This is a genomic window from Marinobacter gelidimuriae (genome assembly GCF_000372805.1).
GTDB lineage: Bacteria > Pseudomonadota > Gammaproteobacteria > Pseudomonadales > Oleiphilaceae > Marinobacter > Marinobacter gelidimuriae.
The window spans coordinates 1-13,545 of the sequence record NZ_KB889923.1 but is presented as its reverse complement, the minus strand read 5'-3'; the positions used below and the strand labels follow the sequence as shown (position 1 = coordinate 13,545).

The following is a 13,545-nucleotide window of genomic DNA, read 5'->3' as shown; positions in this document are numbered from 1 at the left end:
GTACAGTTTTGGGTCTGAGTGTTCTGCCAACTCTGGCATTTGCTCAAGAGCGGGTGCGTGACACCACTGAGCGGAAGGCGCCATTGAAAGTGTGGGGCGCNCAATTTGAGGANTTAGAGTACCGCTACAGTGACAACGATGAAGAANTAGGCGTTTGGGATGCGGACTTTTTCTACGGCACCGACAATTTGAAGGCCCGCTTGCTCACAAGCGGCGAGTACTCATTTGAAGAGCAGGCTTACGAAAAGCTGGAAAACCAGCTGGTCGGTCAAATTCCCATCTCTGACTTTTTTGATGCCAAAGCCGGGATAAGGTTTGACACGCCCGAAGGCCCTGATCGCACATACGCCGTGCTGGGGGTCGCGGGCCTTGCGCCGCAGTGGTTCGAAATTGATGCGAACTTTTACGTGAGCAAAGATGGCGACACGTCCGCCGCTCTGGATGCAGAGTACGAACTGCTGTTCACCAACTACTGGATACTTTCGGCCACTCTGGATGCGACCGTGGCGTTCAGTGAAGATAGAGAGATTGGGGTTGGAACGGGCCTGGTATCGACAGAAACCGGGTTGCGGCTAAGCTATGACCTTATTGACCGGGCTTTCTCGCCTTACGTGGGTGTTGTTCACGAACGCAAGTACGGCAATACGGCCGACTTCGCCAGAGCAGACGATGGCAGTACAGAGGACTGGTTTGCGGTAGTTGGAGCACGGCTTACCTTCTGAAGCTATAGACGGGCCTTGGGCATTCGTCCTCGGCCTTTTTTTCTGCACAATTTGATGTAACTCAAGCTTTGGTCTAATAGACCGTTTACCCCTGCCATTTTCAGCTGGAGTTCAGCTTGGCGTGTTGTGATAGAGTCTGATAGCACCGGCTGACAGGGGAAAATCATGACGAAAGCTCATAAAGTAACAAATCAGGCTCAATTTCTGCTCCGACGCAAACTCGCAGTCCAAGGCCTTACTGAGATTCAGTGGGAGGACTTCATTCAGGAGCTGAATCATCATCCGTGCGTCGATTTTGCCGAGCGCAAATCGGAAAATCAGTTGATCGTCACCTTCGACGCAACCCATTGGTCAACCGACGCTCTGATTGAGCTGGTTGGGTCGCACGGAGGTCATTTGAAGGGCGGTTGGTGGGAGCGCAGAAAACTGGCTGGATACCGATTCAGCGATGAAAACCTCCGAGCCAACGCCAACCTTGATCCCTTCTGCTGTTCAAAAATTCCACCGATGAAAAAATAAAGGGAGTTTGAATGAGCAAGAACCAGGATAGAACCTCGCGCTATGATGAAGGCAGCCTGACGCTGCCAGGAACGGTCATGTTGGGCACCGGCGTCATGATTGGCGCCGGCATATTCGCGCTTACCGGACAAATGGCGCAAATGGCAGGTGCACTTTTTCCGCTGGCTTTTCTGGCGGCCGCAATCGTCATTTCCTTCAGTTCCTATTCCTATATCAAAATCTCCAACGCTTACCCGTCAGCGGGTGGCATTGGCATGTATCTGCACAAGGCCTACGGCGATCGCTTATCGACGGGGTTTAATGCCTTACTGATGTATTTCTCGATGGTGATCGCCCAGAGTTTTCTGGCCCGCACGTTTGGGTCTTACACCATGCAGCTGTTCGGAGGTGATGAAGGCGGTCGCATGGTGCCGATACTGGGCGTGTCGCTTATTTTGACGGCATTCATGATCAACCTTCTGGGCAATCGCTGGATTCAAGGCGTCGCTTCGTTCATTGGTATCCTCAAAATTGGTGGCATTCTGGCCTTTGGGCTGGTGGGCGTATGGTTGGCCGACAGCCTTGCAGTCGATTTTTCCAGCAGTGGCGATACCGGCGTTGTAGGCAATTTTCTGGGTGCGACGGCCCTCGGCATTCTGGCCTTCAAAGGTTTTACCACCATCACCAACAGCGGCGCCGAGGTGAAAGACCCGAAACGTAACGTTGGTCGCGCCATTGTGATCTCCATTGCCGCCTGCGTGGTGATTTACACCCTGGTGGGCTTTGCCGTTGCAAGCAATCTGTCCCTCGCCGAAATCATCGAGACCCGGGATTACTCCCTGGCTGCCGCAGCGCGTCCGGCACTGGGTGATTATGGTCTGTGGTTCACCGTGGCGATTGCCATGATGGCGACCGCTGGGGGCATTCTGGCCAGTATTTTTGCGGTTTCCCGCATGCTGGCCATGTTGACCGAGATGAAACTGGTACCCCACAGCCACTTTGGTATGCCGGGCAGCGTCCAGAAACACACGCTTGTTTATACCGTGGTGCTGGGCCTGGTTCTGACCGCCTTTTTTGATCTCTCAAGGATTGCGGCGCTCGGTATTATCTTTTATCTGATTATGGACATCTCGATTCACTGGGGTGTGCTGCGCTACCTGTATCAGGATGTGAAGGCCAAGAGGTGGGTGCCCGTCGTGGCGATCGTTCTGGATCTGGTGGTTCTGGGCGGCTTTGTTTGGGTCAAATTGAACTCTGACCCCTTTGTGATCGGTGTGGCGGTGGTCACGATGATTGTTATTGCGGTTGCCGAGCAGATATTCCTGAAGTCTTCCGCCAGACGTAAGGCGATGAACAGTGATGAGTCTAATGCACACCATCACTGATATTCACAGTGTAAACCGGAGGGTAATCCCATGATGGACGGCGATATGTTTGGAAACACCATGTGGGCCGGGCATTGGCTATGGATGTTGGTCATTCAAAGCGGGAGCGCAACACACATCAAAGGTAAATCCGAATGGACATTAAAACGTTTAGGGAGCTGATCGGCTGGACACGTGATCTGCATGCACACCTGGCGCGCTGCCTTTCACACTGTGCGACACGGAATGAGGAAGAACGGGCCAGGGCGCTTCTGGACTACCTGGCCGCTCATGAGTCCGAAATTGAACGTATTGTGAACGAGTTTGAACGCCAGGCAGACAACAATGCATTGGAAACAAGGGTTTATGACTACCTTTACCATAACCCTATTAAAACTCACCGAACCTGTGACGAGCCCTATGCAACGCTTGATTTCAACGGTATCTGCCGTGAGGTGTTCGATTTTCACGATCAAATAATCGATCTGTACCAAACACTGGTCGGGAAAGCAGAGATTCCGGAGGTCAAAGAGCTAATGGAGTCACTATTGACGATGGAAATAAACGAATCGAAGCGCCTGGCTAGTCAGGTTGGCCGGATGGACGATTTATGAATGAGTCCTTCAACCACGCTGGAGCCTGGGGCATTACACTGATCGTTATCGTTTTGGTGTCTTGGTTTTTTTATCGATATTTTGCGCCGAAGAACTGGCGGGAGTGGGCCGGTGCCGGTGTGGTGCAGGCCTTTATCATCGCGCTTTACGCCGAAATGTACGGTTTTCCGCTCACTATCTATTTGCTAGTACGCTTTTTCGGTCTCGACAGCGAGTATGTTAGCGCCAGTCTATGGTCGACTCTGGTAGGGCTTGGCGAAACCGGCATGCTGGTCTCAATGTTGCTTGGCTACGCGATCGCATTTACGGGAATAGGGCTCTTTATTCAGGGCTGGCGCCAGGTTCACAAGGCGCGAGGGGAAAATCGCCTGGTGACGGACGGGCTGTATGCGTATGTGCGGCACCCCCAGTACACAGGGCTGTTCATTGCTCTGTTTGGAGAAGGCGTGGTGCATTGGCCAACGCTCTTTTCGGTAGGCCTTTTTCCGGTGATCGTGCTGGTCTACACCTGGCTGGCTCGACGTGAGGAGCAGCAAGTACTGAAGCAGTTCGGAGACGCTTATCGCAACTATAGGCGGCAAGTACCGATGTTTATCCCTCGTTGGGGCAGCTGGCGCCAACTCGCGGCTGCCTCGCGAGCCAGCAATGATGACAACACGGTATGAGTCTCTACTTGATCTGGATACAAGATTTTAAATCGGGTCTTCCGGATTGAAGATGATAACCAAAAAAGGATGGTCGAATTATGTCCTCAAAAAATAGCACAACCCATTCCGGGGCGTCAGCGCCCGTTGTGGCCGCTACACAATACACCTGTCCGATGCACCCCGAAGTGGTCTCGGATAAGCCTGGGGATTGCCCAAAGTGCGGGATGCACCTTGTTCCATTAAAAGAAGCTGGTGACAAATCGCACTCTGGTCATGACTGTCATCACCATTCTGATAGCGACACAAAGACATCAGGTGATGATTCGAAGTACAACAAGCTGCCCTCCGGTTATGAAGGAACGGTGTATACCTGTCCCATGCACCCCCAGGTTCGCCAGGCCAAACCCGGGGCCTGCCCGCTTTGCGGAATGGGGTTGGAAGTTGAGTCCGCTACGTTGGGCGATGAAGGCCCCAACCCCGAACTCGTGGATTTTACCCGTCGCTTCTGGGTTGCGCTGGTTTTCGCTATACCCTTGCTGATTCTGACTATGGCCCCCTTCGTTGGCATCATGGCCATCCGCGACTTTTTTGGTGAACGCATGTCGCAGTGGATTGAGCTGGTACTGGCTACACCGGTGATTCTGTGGTCCGGCTGGCCGTTCTTTACTCGTGGCTATAATTCGTTTCGCACCATGAACCTGAACATGTTCAGTTTGATTGCTATGGGCGTAGGTGCCGCCTATATTTTCAGCATTGTCGCGGTGCTGGCGCCGGGTATATTTCCGGAGGGATTCCGCGGAGCAGGTGGTCACGTCGGGGTCTATTTCGAAGCGGCCGCCGTTATCGTGACTCTGGTTCTGCTGGGCCAGTTGATGGAACTTCGTGCTCGCGAAGGCACTGGCAAGGCCATTCGTGCGCTGCTCGATATGGCCGCCAAAACGGCGCGACTGATCAGACCAGACGGCACCGAAGCAGAAGTTCCCCTGGAAGATGTACAAGTTGGCGACCACTTGCGTGTACGCCCAGGTGATAAAGTACCGGTAGACGGCGTGGTTGTTGAAGGCCGGTCGTCCATTGATGAATCCATGATATCCGGCGAGCCCGTACCGGTGGAAAAGGTGGGCGGTGACAAGGTCACCGGGGCCACGATTAATGGAACCGGCAGCCTGGTGATGGAAGCAACCCGCGTAGGAACGGATACCACGTTGAGCCAGATTGTCGAGATGGTCGCCAATGCCCAGCGCAGCCGCGCTCCAATCCAGAAGTTCGCTGACATGGTGGCCGGCAAATTTGTACCGGCCGTTATTGGGATAGCGGTGCTGTCTTTTATCGCCTGGGCGATCTGGGGTCCGGCGCCGGCGCTGTCCTATGCGCTGGTGTCAGCGGTTGCCGTGTTGATTATTGCCTGCCCGTGCGCATTGGGACTTGCAACCCCCATGTCGATCATGACCGCGACTGGTCGTGGCGCACAACTGGGTGTGCTTATAAAGAACGCGGAAGCCCTCGAACGCTTTGCCAAAGTTGATACGTTGATTGTCGACAAAACCGGTACCTTGACGGAAGGAAAGCCAAAGCTCGTCGCGGTTTTGCCCGAGTCCGGCCACGATGAAACAGAGGTTCTGCGGTTAGCGGCCACGCTGGAAAAGGGGTCTGAACATCCCTTGGCTGAAGCGATTGTCGCGGGCGCCGAAGCACGTAATGTGACACTCGGTAAAGCCGATGATTTTGAGGCCATAACAGGGAAGGGCGTCAAAGGCGTGGTTGACGGAAAGCCAGTGGCACTGGGAAATGCCAAAATGCTGGAAGAGCTAGGGCTGAATGGGGGCCATCTAGTTGATGTTGCCAATACCCGACGTGACGAAGGTGAAACCGTTATGTTCGTTGTGTTGGATGGTGCGGTAGCCGGCCTGGTTAGCGTCGCTGACCCGGTCAAAGAATCGACTCCAGCAGCGCTGCGGGCACTTCACGGACTGGGTTTCCGGATTATTATGGCAACCGGCGATAATGAGCGAACTGCCAAGGCTGTTGCCGCGAAGGTAGGCATCGACGAGGTCCGGGCGGATGTTCTGCCAGAAGACAAAGCCAGGATTATCAGTGAACTTCAAAGCCAGGGCAAACGGGTAGCGATGGCTGGGGACGGGGTGAACGACGCACCCGCTCTTGCTCAGGCGGATGTGGGCATTGCCATGGGGACCGGTGCAGATGTCGCCATTGAAAGCGCTGGAATTACGTTGGTTAAGGGGAATCTGGACGGTATTGTCCGTGCCAGAAAACTCTCGGTTGCAACGATGCGCAATATCAAACAAAACCTGTTTTTTGCATTGGTATACAACGGTGCGGGTGTTCCCATCGCTGCGGGCATTCTTTACCCCTTTACCGGCATTCTGATAGGCCCGATTTTCGCTGCTTTTGCAATGAGTGCGTCGTCCCTCTCCGTTGTGATGAACGCCTTACGCTTACGACGCGAGAAAATTTAATGTCTCGTGAGATTAGTCTATAAATGATGGCAGTCTGGCCCTATTGGAGGTGCCGTGGTCGTTCTAAACATTTCGCGCAGGCCAATGGCCGCAGCCGTGCTCGCTCTAATGGTCTGGGGTGTAAGCTTCTTTCTGCATTTTTTCTGGGAAATGGCACAAGTACCGTTTTTCCTTGGTATGGCCGAAGCGCGTCACTGGGATGTAGTCTGGCTCTGTACACGTGCGACCCTCGGGGACGCGAACATAGCTTTTGGCGCTTACACGATGGCGGCGTGTTTATCCCGGGATTGGTTCTGGGTGACGAAATCCTGGAGCCGGTCGACTCTGTTGGTCTATCTTTGTGTCGGACTGATCGTGACGATCGTTTTTGAGCATTGGGCGACCGGAGACGGACAGCGGTGGAGCTACAGCGACAAAATGCCCGAACTTGCCGTGACCGGCACAGGCATATTGCCGCTCGCCCAGTGGGTGGTCTTGCCAATGGTGCTGGCCTATTCCACAAGATGGATGTTTCTTGGGTGGCTGGTTTCGAAGCGCACCGAACGCGAGTAGATCGAGCAAAGCGACAACCACGTTCGTCCGGAACGTTTCCGGAAAGGTCAACGTCGGTGTCATGACATAGGTCTATGAAGCGCTACGCAGACACATAATCGAGACAGCGCTTTGCTAGCGTACGAAAGGTTTTTGCCGCCCATGGTCCGCAGAACGAAGATTCAGGAACATGGTCGGAAAGCTCTCGATGTCTTTCAACTTTTGTAGACCCAACAGAACCATGGAGATCGAGATGAACCAACCCAGCGTCCTTTTTTGATAGTTCAACCAGCTGACGTGATGTGTGAGAGGTCGGCGATTACAGCTGAAACACGGGCGCAAAGCCACCTCCAGGCGTACGAAAGTTGGTGGTCTGGCCCTGGTATACACGGGCCGCAGCAAGCAAACCTTTTCCCGCGTAGGTGTAAAGGCGGATGTCGACCTTTCTCGTGGTTAAGGTGCCGTCAATTCTCATGGTTCGTTCCCCGGCAGGAACGAAATTCTGTGCGATATAGTCGCCTTCAAGAATGTTTTCGAAAACGCGCCGGGTCAATTTGTTGCCCCGGTAGACACCCTTGCTGCCGTGGCCGGCAACCGGCTTGAAGAAAAGTTCACGACGGGCACTCCACAGTTCTGCCGCGTCGCTTGCGGCAACCAGGCGGGTCTTGGGTACGGCGCTCTCCAGATATCCGGCCTCAGCCTCATTCAGCCCCCAATCGTGCAGGGTCTGGGAATCGGACAGCAGGATCAGGTTTCGTTTGTCCGCCATGAGCGCATGCACACGGGGGTTGGGGGTTACCACCACCGCGCCATCAAGATACGCCCGCCTTTTAACGCTTCATGAGCCGGAGCGTCCAGTGCGAAGTCCACCAGCCGGTTGTACACCATATCGATGCGTTTGCCCTTTGCGGTCAAGGCACCACCGACGTATTCAAGCTCCGACGGGTCGAGTATCAAGGTGTCGATGCCTCTGGCCTGGAGTAGCTGTTGCGCCAGCTGGAATTCGGGAAACATAAATTGGGTCTCCGGGGCATCGTCCACAATGGCCAAGCGGCTGGGCATCGAGTCAGTGCGCTGTTTCTGCCACTCCTGTTGAAACATGTCTAACACCGCGTCCTCAAATCCATCCAGCGCCTGCTTGGTCGCTGCGGTCTGTTGCGATGGGTCACAGCATCGATGTTGAGCCCGAGCCAGCACAACGTTGAGAAACGCGCCGCCGGCATTGGTGTTGATCTCGATTAGTTGAGGACCGTCGGGGCCCAGGTGAAAGTCATAACCCATGAAGGCGCCTATGGGGCCCGGATCGAAGCGAGCGATTTCCGGCGCCCAGGACAGGGCGCGTTCCCGATAGGACGGAAGCTTGGCGGCTGATTCGATCGCCTGAACGATCCGCTCCATCGTCTCTATGTCAGCCTGGGGGACGAAAACCGGTGTGTTCGAAAAAAGATGATCGAGCTCGGGGGCCGCTGATGCCTCGTTTCCTGCGTCCACGAATTGATTCCGGAGGCTCTCGTTGAGGGCTTTGCGGTCAAGAGTGATGCAGTAGCACTGTCGGTTGAGCCGATCTGCGCGGGTATTGGTTGTTTGTTGGTTATCCTGGGTCACGTCTTGCATTTGGAGCCCGTAGCGTAAGTAAGTTGTTCGGACTGTAGTTTCGGCCTTGATCCTCGTCAAAAAAGTACATGTTTGGCAACTTTTTTCAGGTCTATTTCAGCTTCGTGTGTTGGACTGCTAGAATACCAACTTGCTCCTAACTGAACCATTTAAGATATATCGTACCTGTATTAGTTTGGAGAAAGTATTTTAGATTTTGGAGGATTTTTATGAGTTGGTTAACAAAAAACAAGTTCCTATCCCTCAAGGAGATTTGTCATGATCATCAATTATAGAAGCATATTTCGCCGAATTCCCCGCATCTTCTTTGCGGCCGTCTATATGGTCCTGATGTCTGTACCTGCAGGAGCAGCCGGGTACGATAATGCTCTGAAGGGCGTTAAAAACTATGACGCTGTCTACGAGGTGAGCCAAGGTGATCCCAAGGTCGTTAACCCCGTTTTCATGGTAATAAAGAACTCCTACGAAGCACCTGAAGTGCAGGCGCTTGCGAAAGATCCCAACATCGCCATCGTTTTTCACGGGCCGGTGGTGAAACTGCTCTCGACTGACAGCGCACCGTTTAATAAGGCAGAACTGGTCGAGGTACAGAAATTCCAGGCGACTCTTAAACAAATGAGGAAGGACGGGGTGACGCTGGAAGTTTGCCGTTTCGCTTTGAAAGGGATGGGTGTAGATGAGGCGACGATCATTCCGGAGATCGACCCGGTAGATAATGGTTTCGTTTCGGTCATCGGCTATCAGATGCAGGGGTACGCGGTTGTCCGAATCCCCTAGACAAAAAAAGGTTGTTGGTCTGCGAGATGAAGTTCATCTTGAGATCCGCTAGCCAAGATTGATCGCATAAAAAGCGGGACACTCTGTGTGAGTGTCCCGCTTTTGTTTTTCTCCTGCAGTTGCCGGCGGTCGATACCGATGAGACCGAGAGTCGTTATGCCGATCGGCTTGTCCGCCGTCAGGTTCAATCCCGACGCGTGCGCGGATGGCATCAACCTGTGCGGGGCTCTTCGCTAACTACCAGCTATCGTCTAGTTCCCGGCAAAAGCCTGGCGCATATAATTGACGATGGCCTCAGCCTGCTCCTGGTTCAGTGAGCTCATGCCACCCTTGGCGGGCATGGCCATAGACGAGCCGGGGCTCTTGAATCCGTTCATGATGTGGCTTGCCAGAACATCGTCCGTCTTGGCGAGACGGCCGTCTCTTTTGGTGAAGTCAGGTACCCCCGGGAGCTTTCCTTTGCCGTTCTGGCCATGGCAGGCAACGCACGTCGTATTAAAAAGTTTCTCGCCTTCTTCGATACTCTCCGCGTGCGCTGAAAAAGCGATCGAAGACGCTAAGGCACCCACAAGAATGCCGGCGAACCAAAGAGGAGAGTGTTTCAATTGCTGTCCTCCTGATTTTTGGCGGGATCATTGCTTTTCTGGAGAAACGTCAGTATATCGCGAGCTTCCTGGCCAGTCAGGCCAGCACGGATGCGCATATGAAGGACGGTTGGCTCCCAAACATCATCCCTGAACTCGGCGGGATCGCGCATGTTATGGCATCGTGCGCAGTTGTCTGCCCATGACTGGGCGCCACGAACAAACGCCATCGGGTCGCTGTTGTCCTGGGCCCCTGCATTGCCTGCACCGATCAGCAGGAGGCTTGAAATAATGGCCATTTTGCCTGTACGATTGCGGTTAGTCTTTCTCATGTCCTATCTCCCTAGAAGCCGTATGCCAGTTGCACGTTCACACGGTTGTCGTCGTCAATGCCGCTGGCATCGAAGTTGTCAACGGTGTATGCCGCTTTAACAATGACATTGTTTGCAAACAGGTAATTGATGCCTGCCGACCATTGGCTGCGGTTTGCATCTTCGTTTGGTGTGTCCAGATCGCCATAGCGGACGACACCTTCCCACTTGGTCTCCGGCAGCCGGTAAGCGGCCTGCACATACCAGGTGGTGAAGTCCAGGTCGCCGGCAGCCGCGCCGCCTTCAACGGTGCTGCCGGAATCGCTGGCCACGGACTGCTGGACAACCTCGCCACGCAGCTGCAGGGTCGACCAGTTATAAATCGCGTCGGCACCGATCACCGTGTAATCACGGTCTGGCTCTCCCGGCGTCAGCTCGGACACGTCGAGGTGGTTTCCGCCAACGCCTGCTTTGCCAACTGCACCGGAGACGCCCAGCTCGATAGCGGGTATCGGCAAAAAGCCAAAACGACCGCCATAAACCATGTTGCCGTCGGTATTGGACGTGGTGGCTTCAGTTGCCATCTCCATCTCATGGCCATCAACCACCAAGGTTGGCCCGTTGGAAACGTAGGTGGCATAGTTGGCGCGCATCGAGCCGCTTAGCGGGATGCCGCCTCGCAGCTGGAGGCCAAGGTCGGACAGGGGTGCTGCGCCACCATGGCCAAAGCCGACGGGGGCAGTGGGTAGCTTGTTGATCCAGCCTGGATGGGCGTTTTGGCGGAACTGTCCGATAGGGCTCAGGAACTGACCCGCGACAAGCGCCATGTAGTCATTCAATACGAGATCGATGGTCGCGTACTCAAGCGCAACCGCTGTCTCACCGTTCTCACTTGCCTCGAATTCAAGCTCGCCTTCAAATAGAACGCGGTCGCTGAACTGGAAGTGAAAGATTGGGGAAAATTTTACCGCTGTAAATCCATCCTCTTGATTGTCAGAGCCCGCGATCCCGTCGACGTTGCTATAGCCGGCGATGTGAAGTTTGGACAGTGAGTCGAGATTGTTGCCGTCGACTTGCTTCTGCAGTGAGTTTAGCCGTGACTCGAGGCTGTCAATCTTCGATTGTGAGTGTTCATCGGCCAGTGCTGTGCCGCTGGCTAATGCCGACACAACGAGCGATAACGGAATCAAACGATTTCTTTTCATAGATACACCCTTTGGGTTAGGGACAAAGACAGCTGTAACCCCTAACAAGGGCAATGTAGTGGTTGCATTGCCATTCTCGTTTGGAGCATGACATATAGTTAACACTACGAAACTGAAACGAAACTGAAAATCCAAAAGGTATCGTTTGGCGACTTGATCCATGTCAGTTCACCGGCCCGAGTCTGGAGCTGTCACTACGATCGCCGCGAGCGATCTCTGCTCGATAACCCTTCATATCTTTGGCCTTGATTCTGGTCAAGAAAATACATGTTTAACGGCTGTATTCAGGCCTGTTTCAGTTTTGTGTGTTGGACTGCCAGGTAATGACCACGCACGGTCGGAACCCTTGCCAGCGGGGCGGGGAAATGTACTGAAATCTTCCAATCTGAAAGGTGACACGATGAAACATCATTTTTGCAAACGCTGGCTTGTTGCGCTGACCCTCAGCGTTACGATGAGTTTTTCGCTGATGGCGGCTGCGGGTACTAGCCGGGCATTTGTTCCCATGGGGGTGGCCGATTCGGTGGGCGTTATTGATCTGGAAAGTCGTCAGATGACGTCGTCAATTACCGGAACGGTGAATACCCACGGTTCCGCACTGACCCCAGACGGGCAGTACCTGATTGTAGGCAGTCTGACCGCCCATGAAAGCCAGGAGCCTGTTAGCCGCCCGGAAGGCGTAACGGAAGACGAACACGCCGCCCATCATGGCGGTGGCGCCGCTGCGACATCGGAAGAATCGAATACCGGGCTGCTCTATGTGGTGGATACTGCTACGAATGCGATTGTTCGCAAACTGGAGGTTCCAGGGCCGGTGCATCATGTTCTGGTGACCTCGGATGGTCGCTATGCCGTTTCCACTCACCCCATGGGCGGCGGCATCAGTGTTGTTGATTTGAATTCCGGAAAGCTGGTTAAAACGGTGGCGACGGGACCGGCCCCCAATTACATGGTGGAAACGGACGACGGTCAGTCGCTTCTGGTCAGCAATAGCGGTAATGGCACAATCAGCGAAGTGGACACCAGCCACTGGTTCGTCAAACGCAACCTTCGGGTTGGTGGTGGCCCTGAGCATATGGTGCTCGCCCCCGACAACGAGCGGCTTTATGTCAATAACGGTACCTCCGGCCAAGTTGTCGTCGTTGAGCTTTCGAGTGGCACCGTGGCGGCAACGTACGAAGTTGGGGAGGAACCCCATGGCGTTGGTTTGAGCGAAGACGGCCAGGTACTTTACGCCACCAGCAAGGGCAGTAATCGGGTCGTTCGGATTGAGCTGGCCAGCGGAACTCGCCAAAGCGCGGCACTGGCGCCGGCACCTTATCACCTCGCTGTATCCCCCCGGAATGGCCAGCTGCTGATTACCAGTCGCACCGAGAGCAAGCTTTGGGTGCTCGACTCAGAGTCCCTCAAAGTGATTGATGAGATTCCGTTAGAAGGTATAGGCCATCAGATATCGATTAAGGGTGAAAAATAACGCAATGACAAACCAATCACTTTCATTACAGACCATCATCGGAATGGTGGTCGTTGCGATTCTTTGGGCCATCTGCTTTCCGTTCATAACGGTTGGTTTACCGGATGCGCCCCCCTTGCTGTTCGCGTCTATAAGAGCCCTGTTGGCGGGGGGTGTTTAATTGTTCGTAACTATTCAGCTGGTTTGATTTAAAACAGTCGTATCATTACCCGCACCCACCGCCATGAACGGCGGCACACTCCCCTCGAACAAATGCATCAGGGCTTTCGAGGCAGACACGTTCTGCTTGCGCGCCGTCGACAGATAGCTGCGCACGCGACAGAAGATCTCGGCTCCTTCAAAGGATCGAAAACAACCCGATATTTTCTGCTGCACTTTGAACATACGGATGTCTCGCTCACCTTGGTTGTTGGTAAACGGACCCTCTGGATTGTCGAGGAAGCGTAGCACATCCGATTCGTAGGCGATCAGCCGCTCCAGCAGGTTGCGGGCCCGCGTGCGTTTGAGCCGCCCGCGTTTGCCCTGGCGTTGGCTTTCATCCGGTGGCGGGCACTCTTTTTGCGCTTTTGCCAGGCAGCGTCGGTACACCTTACGCCACCGCTGCGCTTTGTCCGGTGGCAGGCCGCCGCCGCCGTCGTCGACGCTGTCGGTCATGATGTTCAGTAGCGTGTGCATCCGTTGAGCCCACACCTGTTTATCCTGCTCCCAGGCGCGCTGAAGTTCTCGC

General features: G+C 54.3%; 15 protein-coding genes. 9 read left to right on the top strand and 6 right to left on the bottom strand.

Annotation, left to right across the window (positions count from 1 at the left end; translation table 11 throughout):
* Window positions 1–8 precede the first annotated feature (8 nt).
* The 7 genes from A3OI_RS0115795 to A3OI_RS0115765 all read left to right on the top strand — a co-directional run bounded on the left by A3OI_RS0115795 (window position 9) and on the right by A3OI_RS0115765 (window position 6,874).
* On the top strand, window positions 9–722 hold the full coding sequence (locus tag A3OI_RS0115795) for a copper resistance protein B (RefSeq protein WP_026224248.1): 714 nt from the start codon (window positions 9–11) through the stop codon (window positions 720–722).
* A gap of 165 nt (window positions 723–887) precedes the next feature.
* Window positions 888–1,241, top strand: a complete 354-nt coding sequence (locus A3OI_RS0115790) for a hypothetical protein (RefSeq protein ID WP_018405214.1) — start codon at window positions 888–890, stop codon at window positions 1,239–1,241.
* An 11-nt stretch (window positions 1,242–1,252) separates the two neighbouring features.
* Window positions 1,253–2,605, top strand: a complete 1,353-nt coding sequence (locus A3OI_RS0115785; protein WP_018405213.1) for an APC family permease — start codon at window positions 1,253–1,255, stop codon at window positions 2,603–2,605.
* Window positions 2,606–2,739: 134 nt separating this feature from the next.
* Complete coding sequence (locus A3OI_RS0115780) at window positions 2,740–3,198, top strand: ATPase (RefSeq protein ID WP_018405212.1); 459 nt, start codon at window positions 2,740–2,742, stop codon at window positions 3,196–3,198.
* A complete protein-coding gene (locus A3OI_RS0115775) occupies window positions 3,195–3,863 on the top strand; it encodes a methyltransferase family protein (RefSeq protein WP_018405211.1) in 669 nt (222 codons plus the stop codon). The genes A3OI_RS0115780 and A3OI_RS0115775 overlap by 4 nt, the downstream gene beginning before the upstream one ends.
* A 155-nt stretch (window positions 3,864–4,018) precedes the next feature.
* Window positions 4,019–6,322, top strand: coding sequence for a copper-transporting P-type ATPase (locus A3OI_RS0115770; protein ID WP_228703012.1), 2,304 nt, complete (start codon window positions 4,019–4,021; stop codon window positions 6,320–6,322).
* Window positions 6,323–6,406: 84 nt separating this feature from the next.
* Window positions 6,407–6,874 carry a hypothetical protein gene (locus A3OI_RS0115765; protein ID WP_018405209.1) on the top strand — a complete coding sequence of 156 codons (468 nt, stop codon included), beginning with the start codon at window positions 6,407–6,409 and terminating at the stop codon, window positions 6,872–6,874.
* Window positions 6,875–7,172: 298 nt separating this feature from the next.
* On the opposite strand, the gene A3OI_RS24065 is transcribed toward A3OI_RS0115765, so the two are convergent.
* A complete protein-coding gene (locus A3OI_RS24065) occupies window positions 7,173–7,622 on the bottom strand; it encodes an ATP-grasp domain-containing protein (protein WP_228703011.1) in 450 nt (149 codons plus the stop codon).
* 26 nt (window positions 7,623–7,648) lie between these two features.
* Window positions 7,649–8,467 (bottom strand): hypothetical protein, encoded by an 819-nt coding sequence (locus tag A3OI_RS24060; RefSeq protein ID WP_228703010.1) that lies wholly within the window; start codon window positions 8,465–8,467, stop codon window positions 7,649–7,651.
* A 258-nt stretch (window positions 8,468–8,725) separates the two neighbouring features.
* On the opposite strand from A3OI_RS24060, the gene A3OI_RS0115755 reads away from it, so the two are divergent.
* Window positions 8,726–9,244, top strand: coding sequence for a DsrE family protein (locus A3OI_RS0115755; RefSeq protein WP_018405208.1), 519 nt, complete (start codon window positions 8,726–8,728; stop codon window positions 9,242–9,244).
* Window positions 9,245–9,495: 251 nt separating this feature from the next.
* On the opposite strand, the gene A3OI_RS0115745 is transcribed toward A3OI_RS0115755, so the two are convergent.
* From A3OI_RS0115745 to A3OI_RS0115735, 3 genes are read right to left on the bottom strand one after another with little or no spacing between them, the layout of a single operon-like run.
* Window positions 9,496–9,849, bottom strand: coding sequence for a c-type cytochrome (locus A3OI_RS0115745; protein ID WP_018405206.1), 354 nt, complete (start codon window positions 9,847–9,849; stop codon window positions 9,496–9,498).
* A complete protein-coding gene (locus tag A3OI_RS0115740; RefSeq protein ID WP_018405205.1) occupies window positions 9,846–10,160 on the bottom strand; it encodes a c-type cytochrome in 315 nt (104 codons plus the stop codon). Before A3OI_RS0115740 ends, A3OI_RS0115745 begins: the two co-directional genes overlap by 4 nt.
* 11 nt (window positions 10,161–10,171) lie before the next feature.
* On the bottom strand, window positions 10,172–11,344 hold the full coding sequence (locus tag A3OI_RS0115735) for a porin (RefSeq protein WP_018405204.1): 1,173 nt from the start codon (window positions 11,342–11,344) through the stop codon (window positions 10,172–10,174).
* Between the two features lie 400 nt (window positions 11,345–11,744).
* On the opposite strand from A3OI_RS0115735, the gene A3OI_RS0115730 reads away from it, so the two are divergent.
* Window positions 11,745–12,818, top strand: coding sequence for a YncE family protein (locus A3OI_RS0115730; protein ID WP_018405203.1), 1,074 nt, complete (start codon window positions 11,745–11,747; stop codon window positions 12,816–12,818).
* 174 nt (window positions 12,819–12,992) lie between these two features.
* Here the strand turns inward: A3OI_RS0115730 and A3OI_RS20510 are convergent.
* A partial coding sequence (locus tag A3OI_RS20510; protein WP_018405202.1) for an IS66 family transposase occupies window positions 12,993–13,545 on the bottom strand: 553 nt, incomplete at its 5' end.

Coding starts and splice junctions, on each gene's coding strand:
- A3OI_RS0115790 (WP_018405214.1), top strand. CDS start 888: ATGACGAAAGCTCATAAAGTAACAAATCAGGCTCAATTTCTGCTCCGA.
- A3OI_RS0115785 (WP_018405213.1), top strand. CDS start 1,253: ATGAGCAAGAACCAGGATAGAACCTCGCGCTATGATGAAGGCAGCCTG.
- A3OI_RS0115780 (WP_018405212.1), top strand. CDS start 2,740: ATGGACATTAAAACGTTTAGGGAGCTGATCGGCTGGACACGTGATCTG.
- A3OI_RS0115775 (WP_018405211.1), top strand. CDS start 3,195: ATGAATGAGTCCTTCAACCACGCTGGAGCCTGGGGCATTACACTGATC.
- A3OI_RS0115770 (WP_228703012.1), top strand. CDS start 4,019: ATGCACCCCGAAGTGGTCTCGGATAAGCCTGGGGATTGCCCAAAGTGC.
- A3OI_RS0115765 (WP_018405209.1), top strand. CDS start 6,407: ATGGCCGCAGCCGTGCTCGCTCTAATGGTCTGGGGTGTAAGCTTCTTT.
- A3OI_RS24065 (WP_228703011.1), bottom strand. CDS start 7,622: ATGGCGGACAAACGAAACCTGATCCTGCTGTCCGATTCCCAGACCCTG.
- A3OI_RS24060 (WP_228703010.1), bottom strand. CDS start 8,467: ATGCAAGACGTGACCCAGGATAACCAACAAACAACCAATACCCGCGCA.
- A3OI_RS0115755 (WP_018405208.1), top strand. CDS start 8,726: ATGATCATCAATTATAGAAGCATATTTCGCCGAATTCCCCGCATCTTC.
- A3OI_RS0115740 (WP_018405205.1), bottom strand. CDS start 10,160: ATGAGAAAGACTAACCGCAATCGTACAGGCAAAATGGCCATTATTTCA.
- A3OI_RS0115735 (WP_018405204.1), bottom strand. CDS start 11,344: ATGAAAAGAAATCGTTTGATTCCGTTATCGCTCGTTGTGTCGGCATTA.
- A3OI_RS0115730 (WP_018405203.1), top strand. CDS start 11,745: ATGAAACATCATTTTTGCAAACGCTGGCTTGTTGCGCTGACCCTCAGC.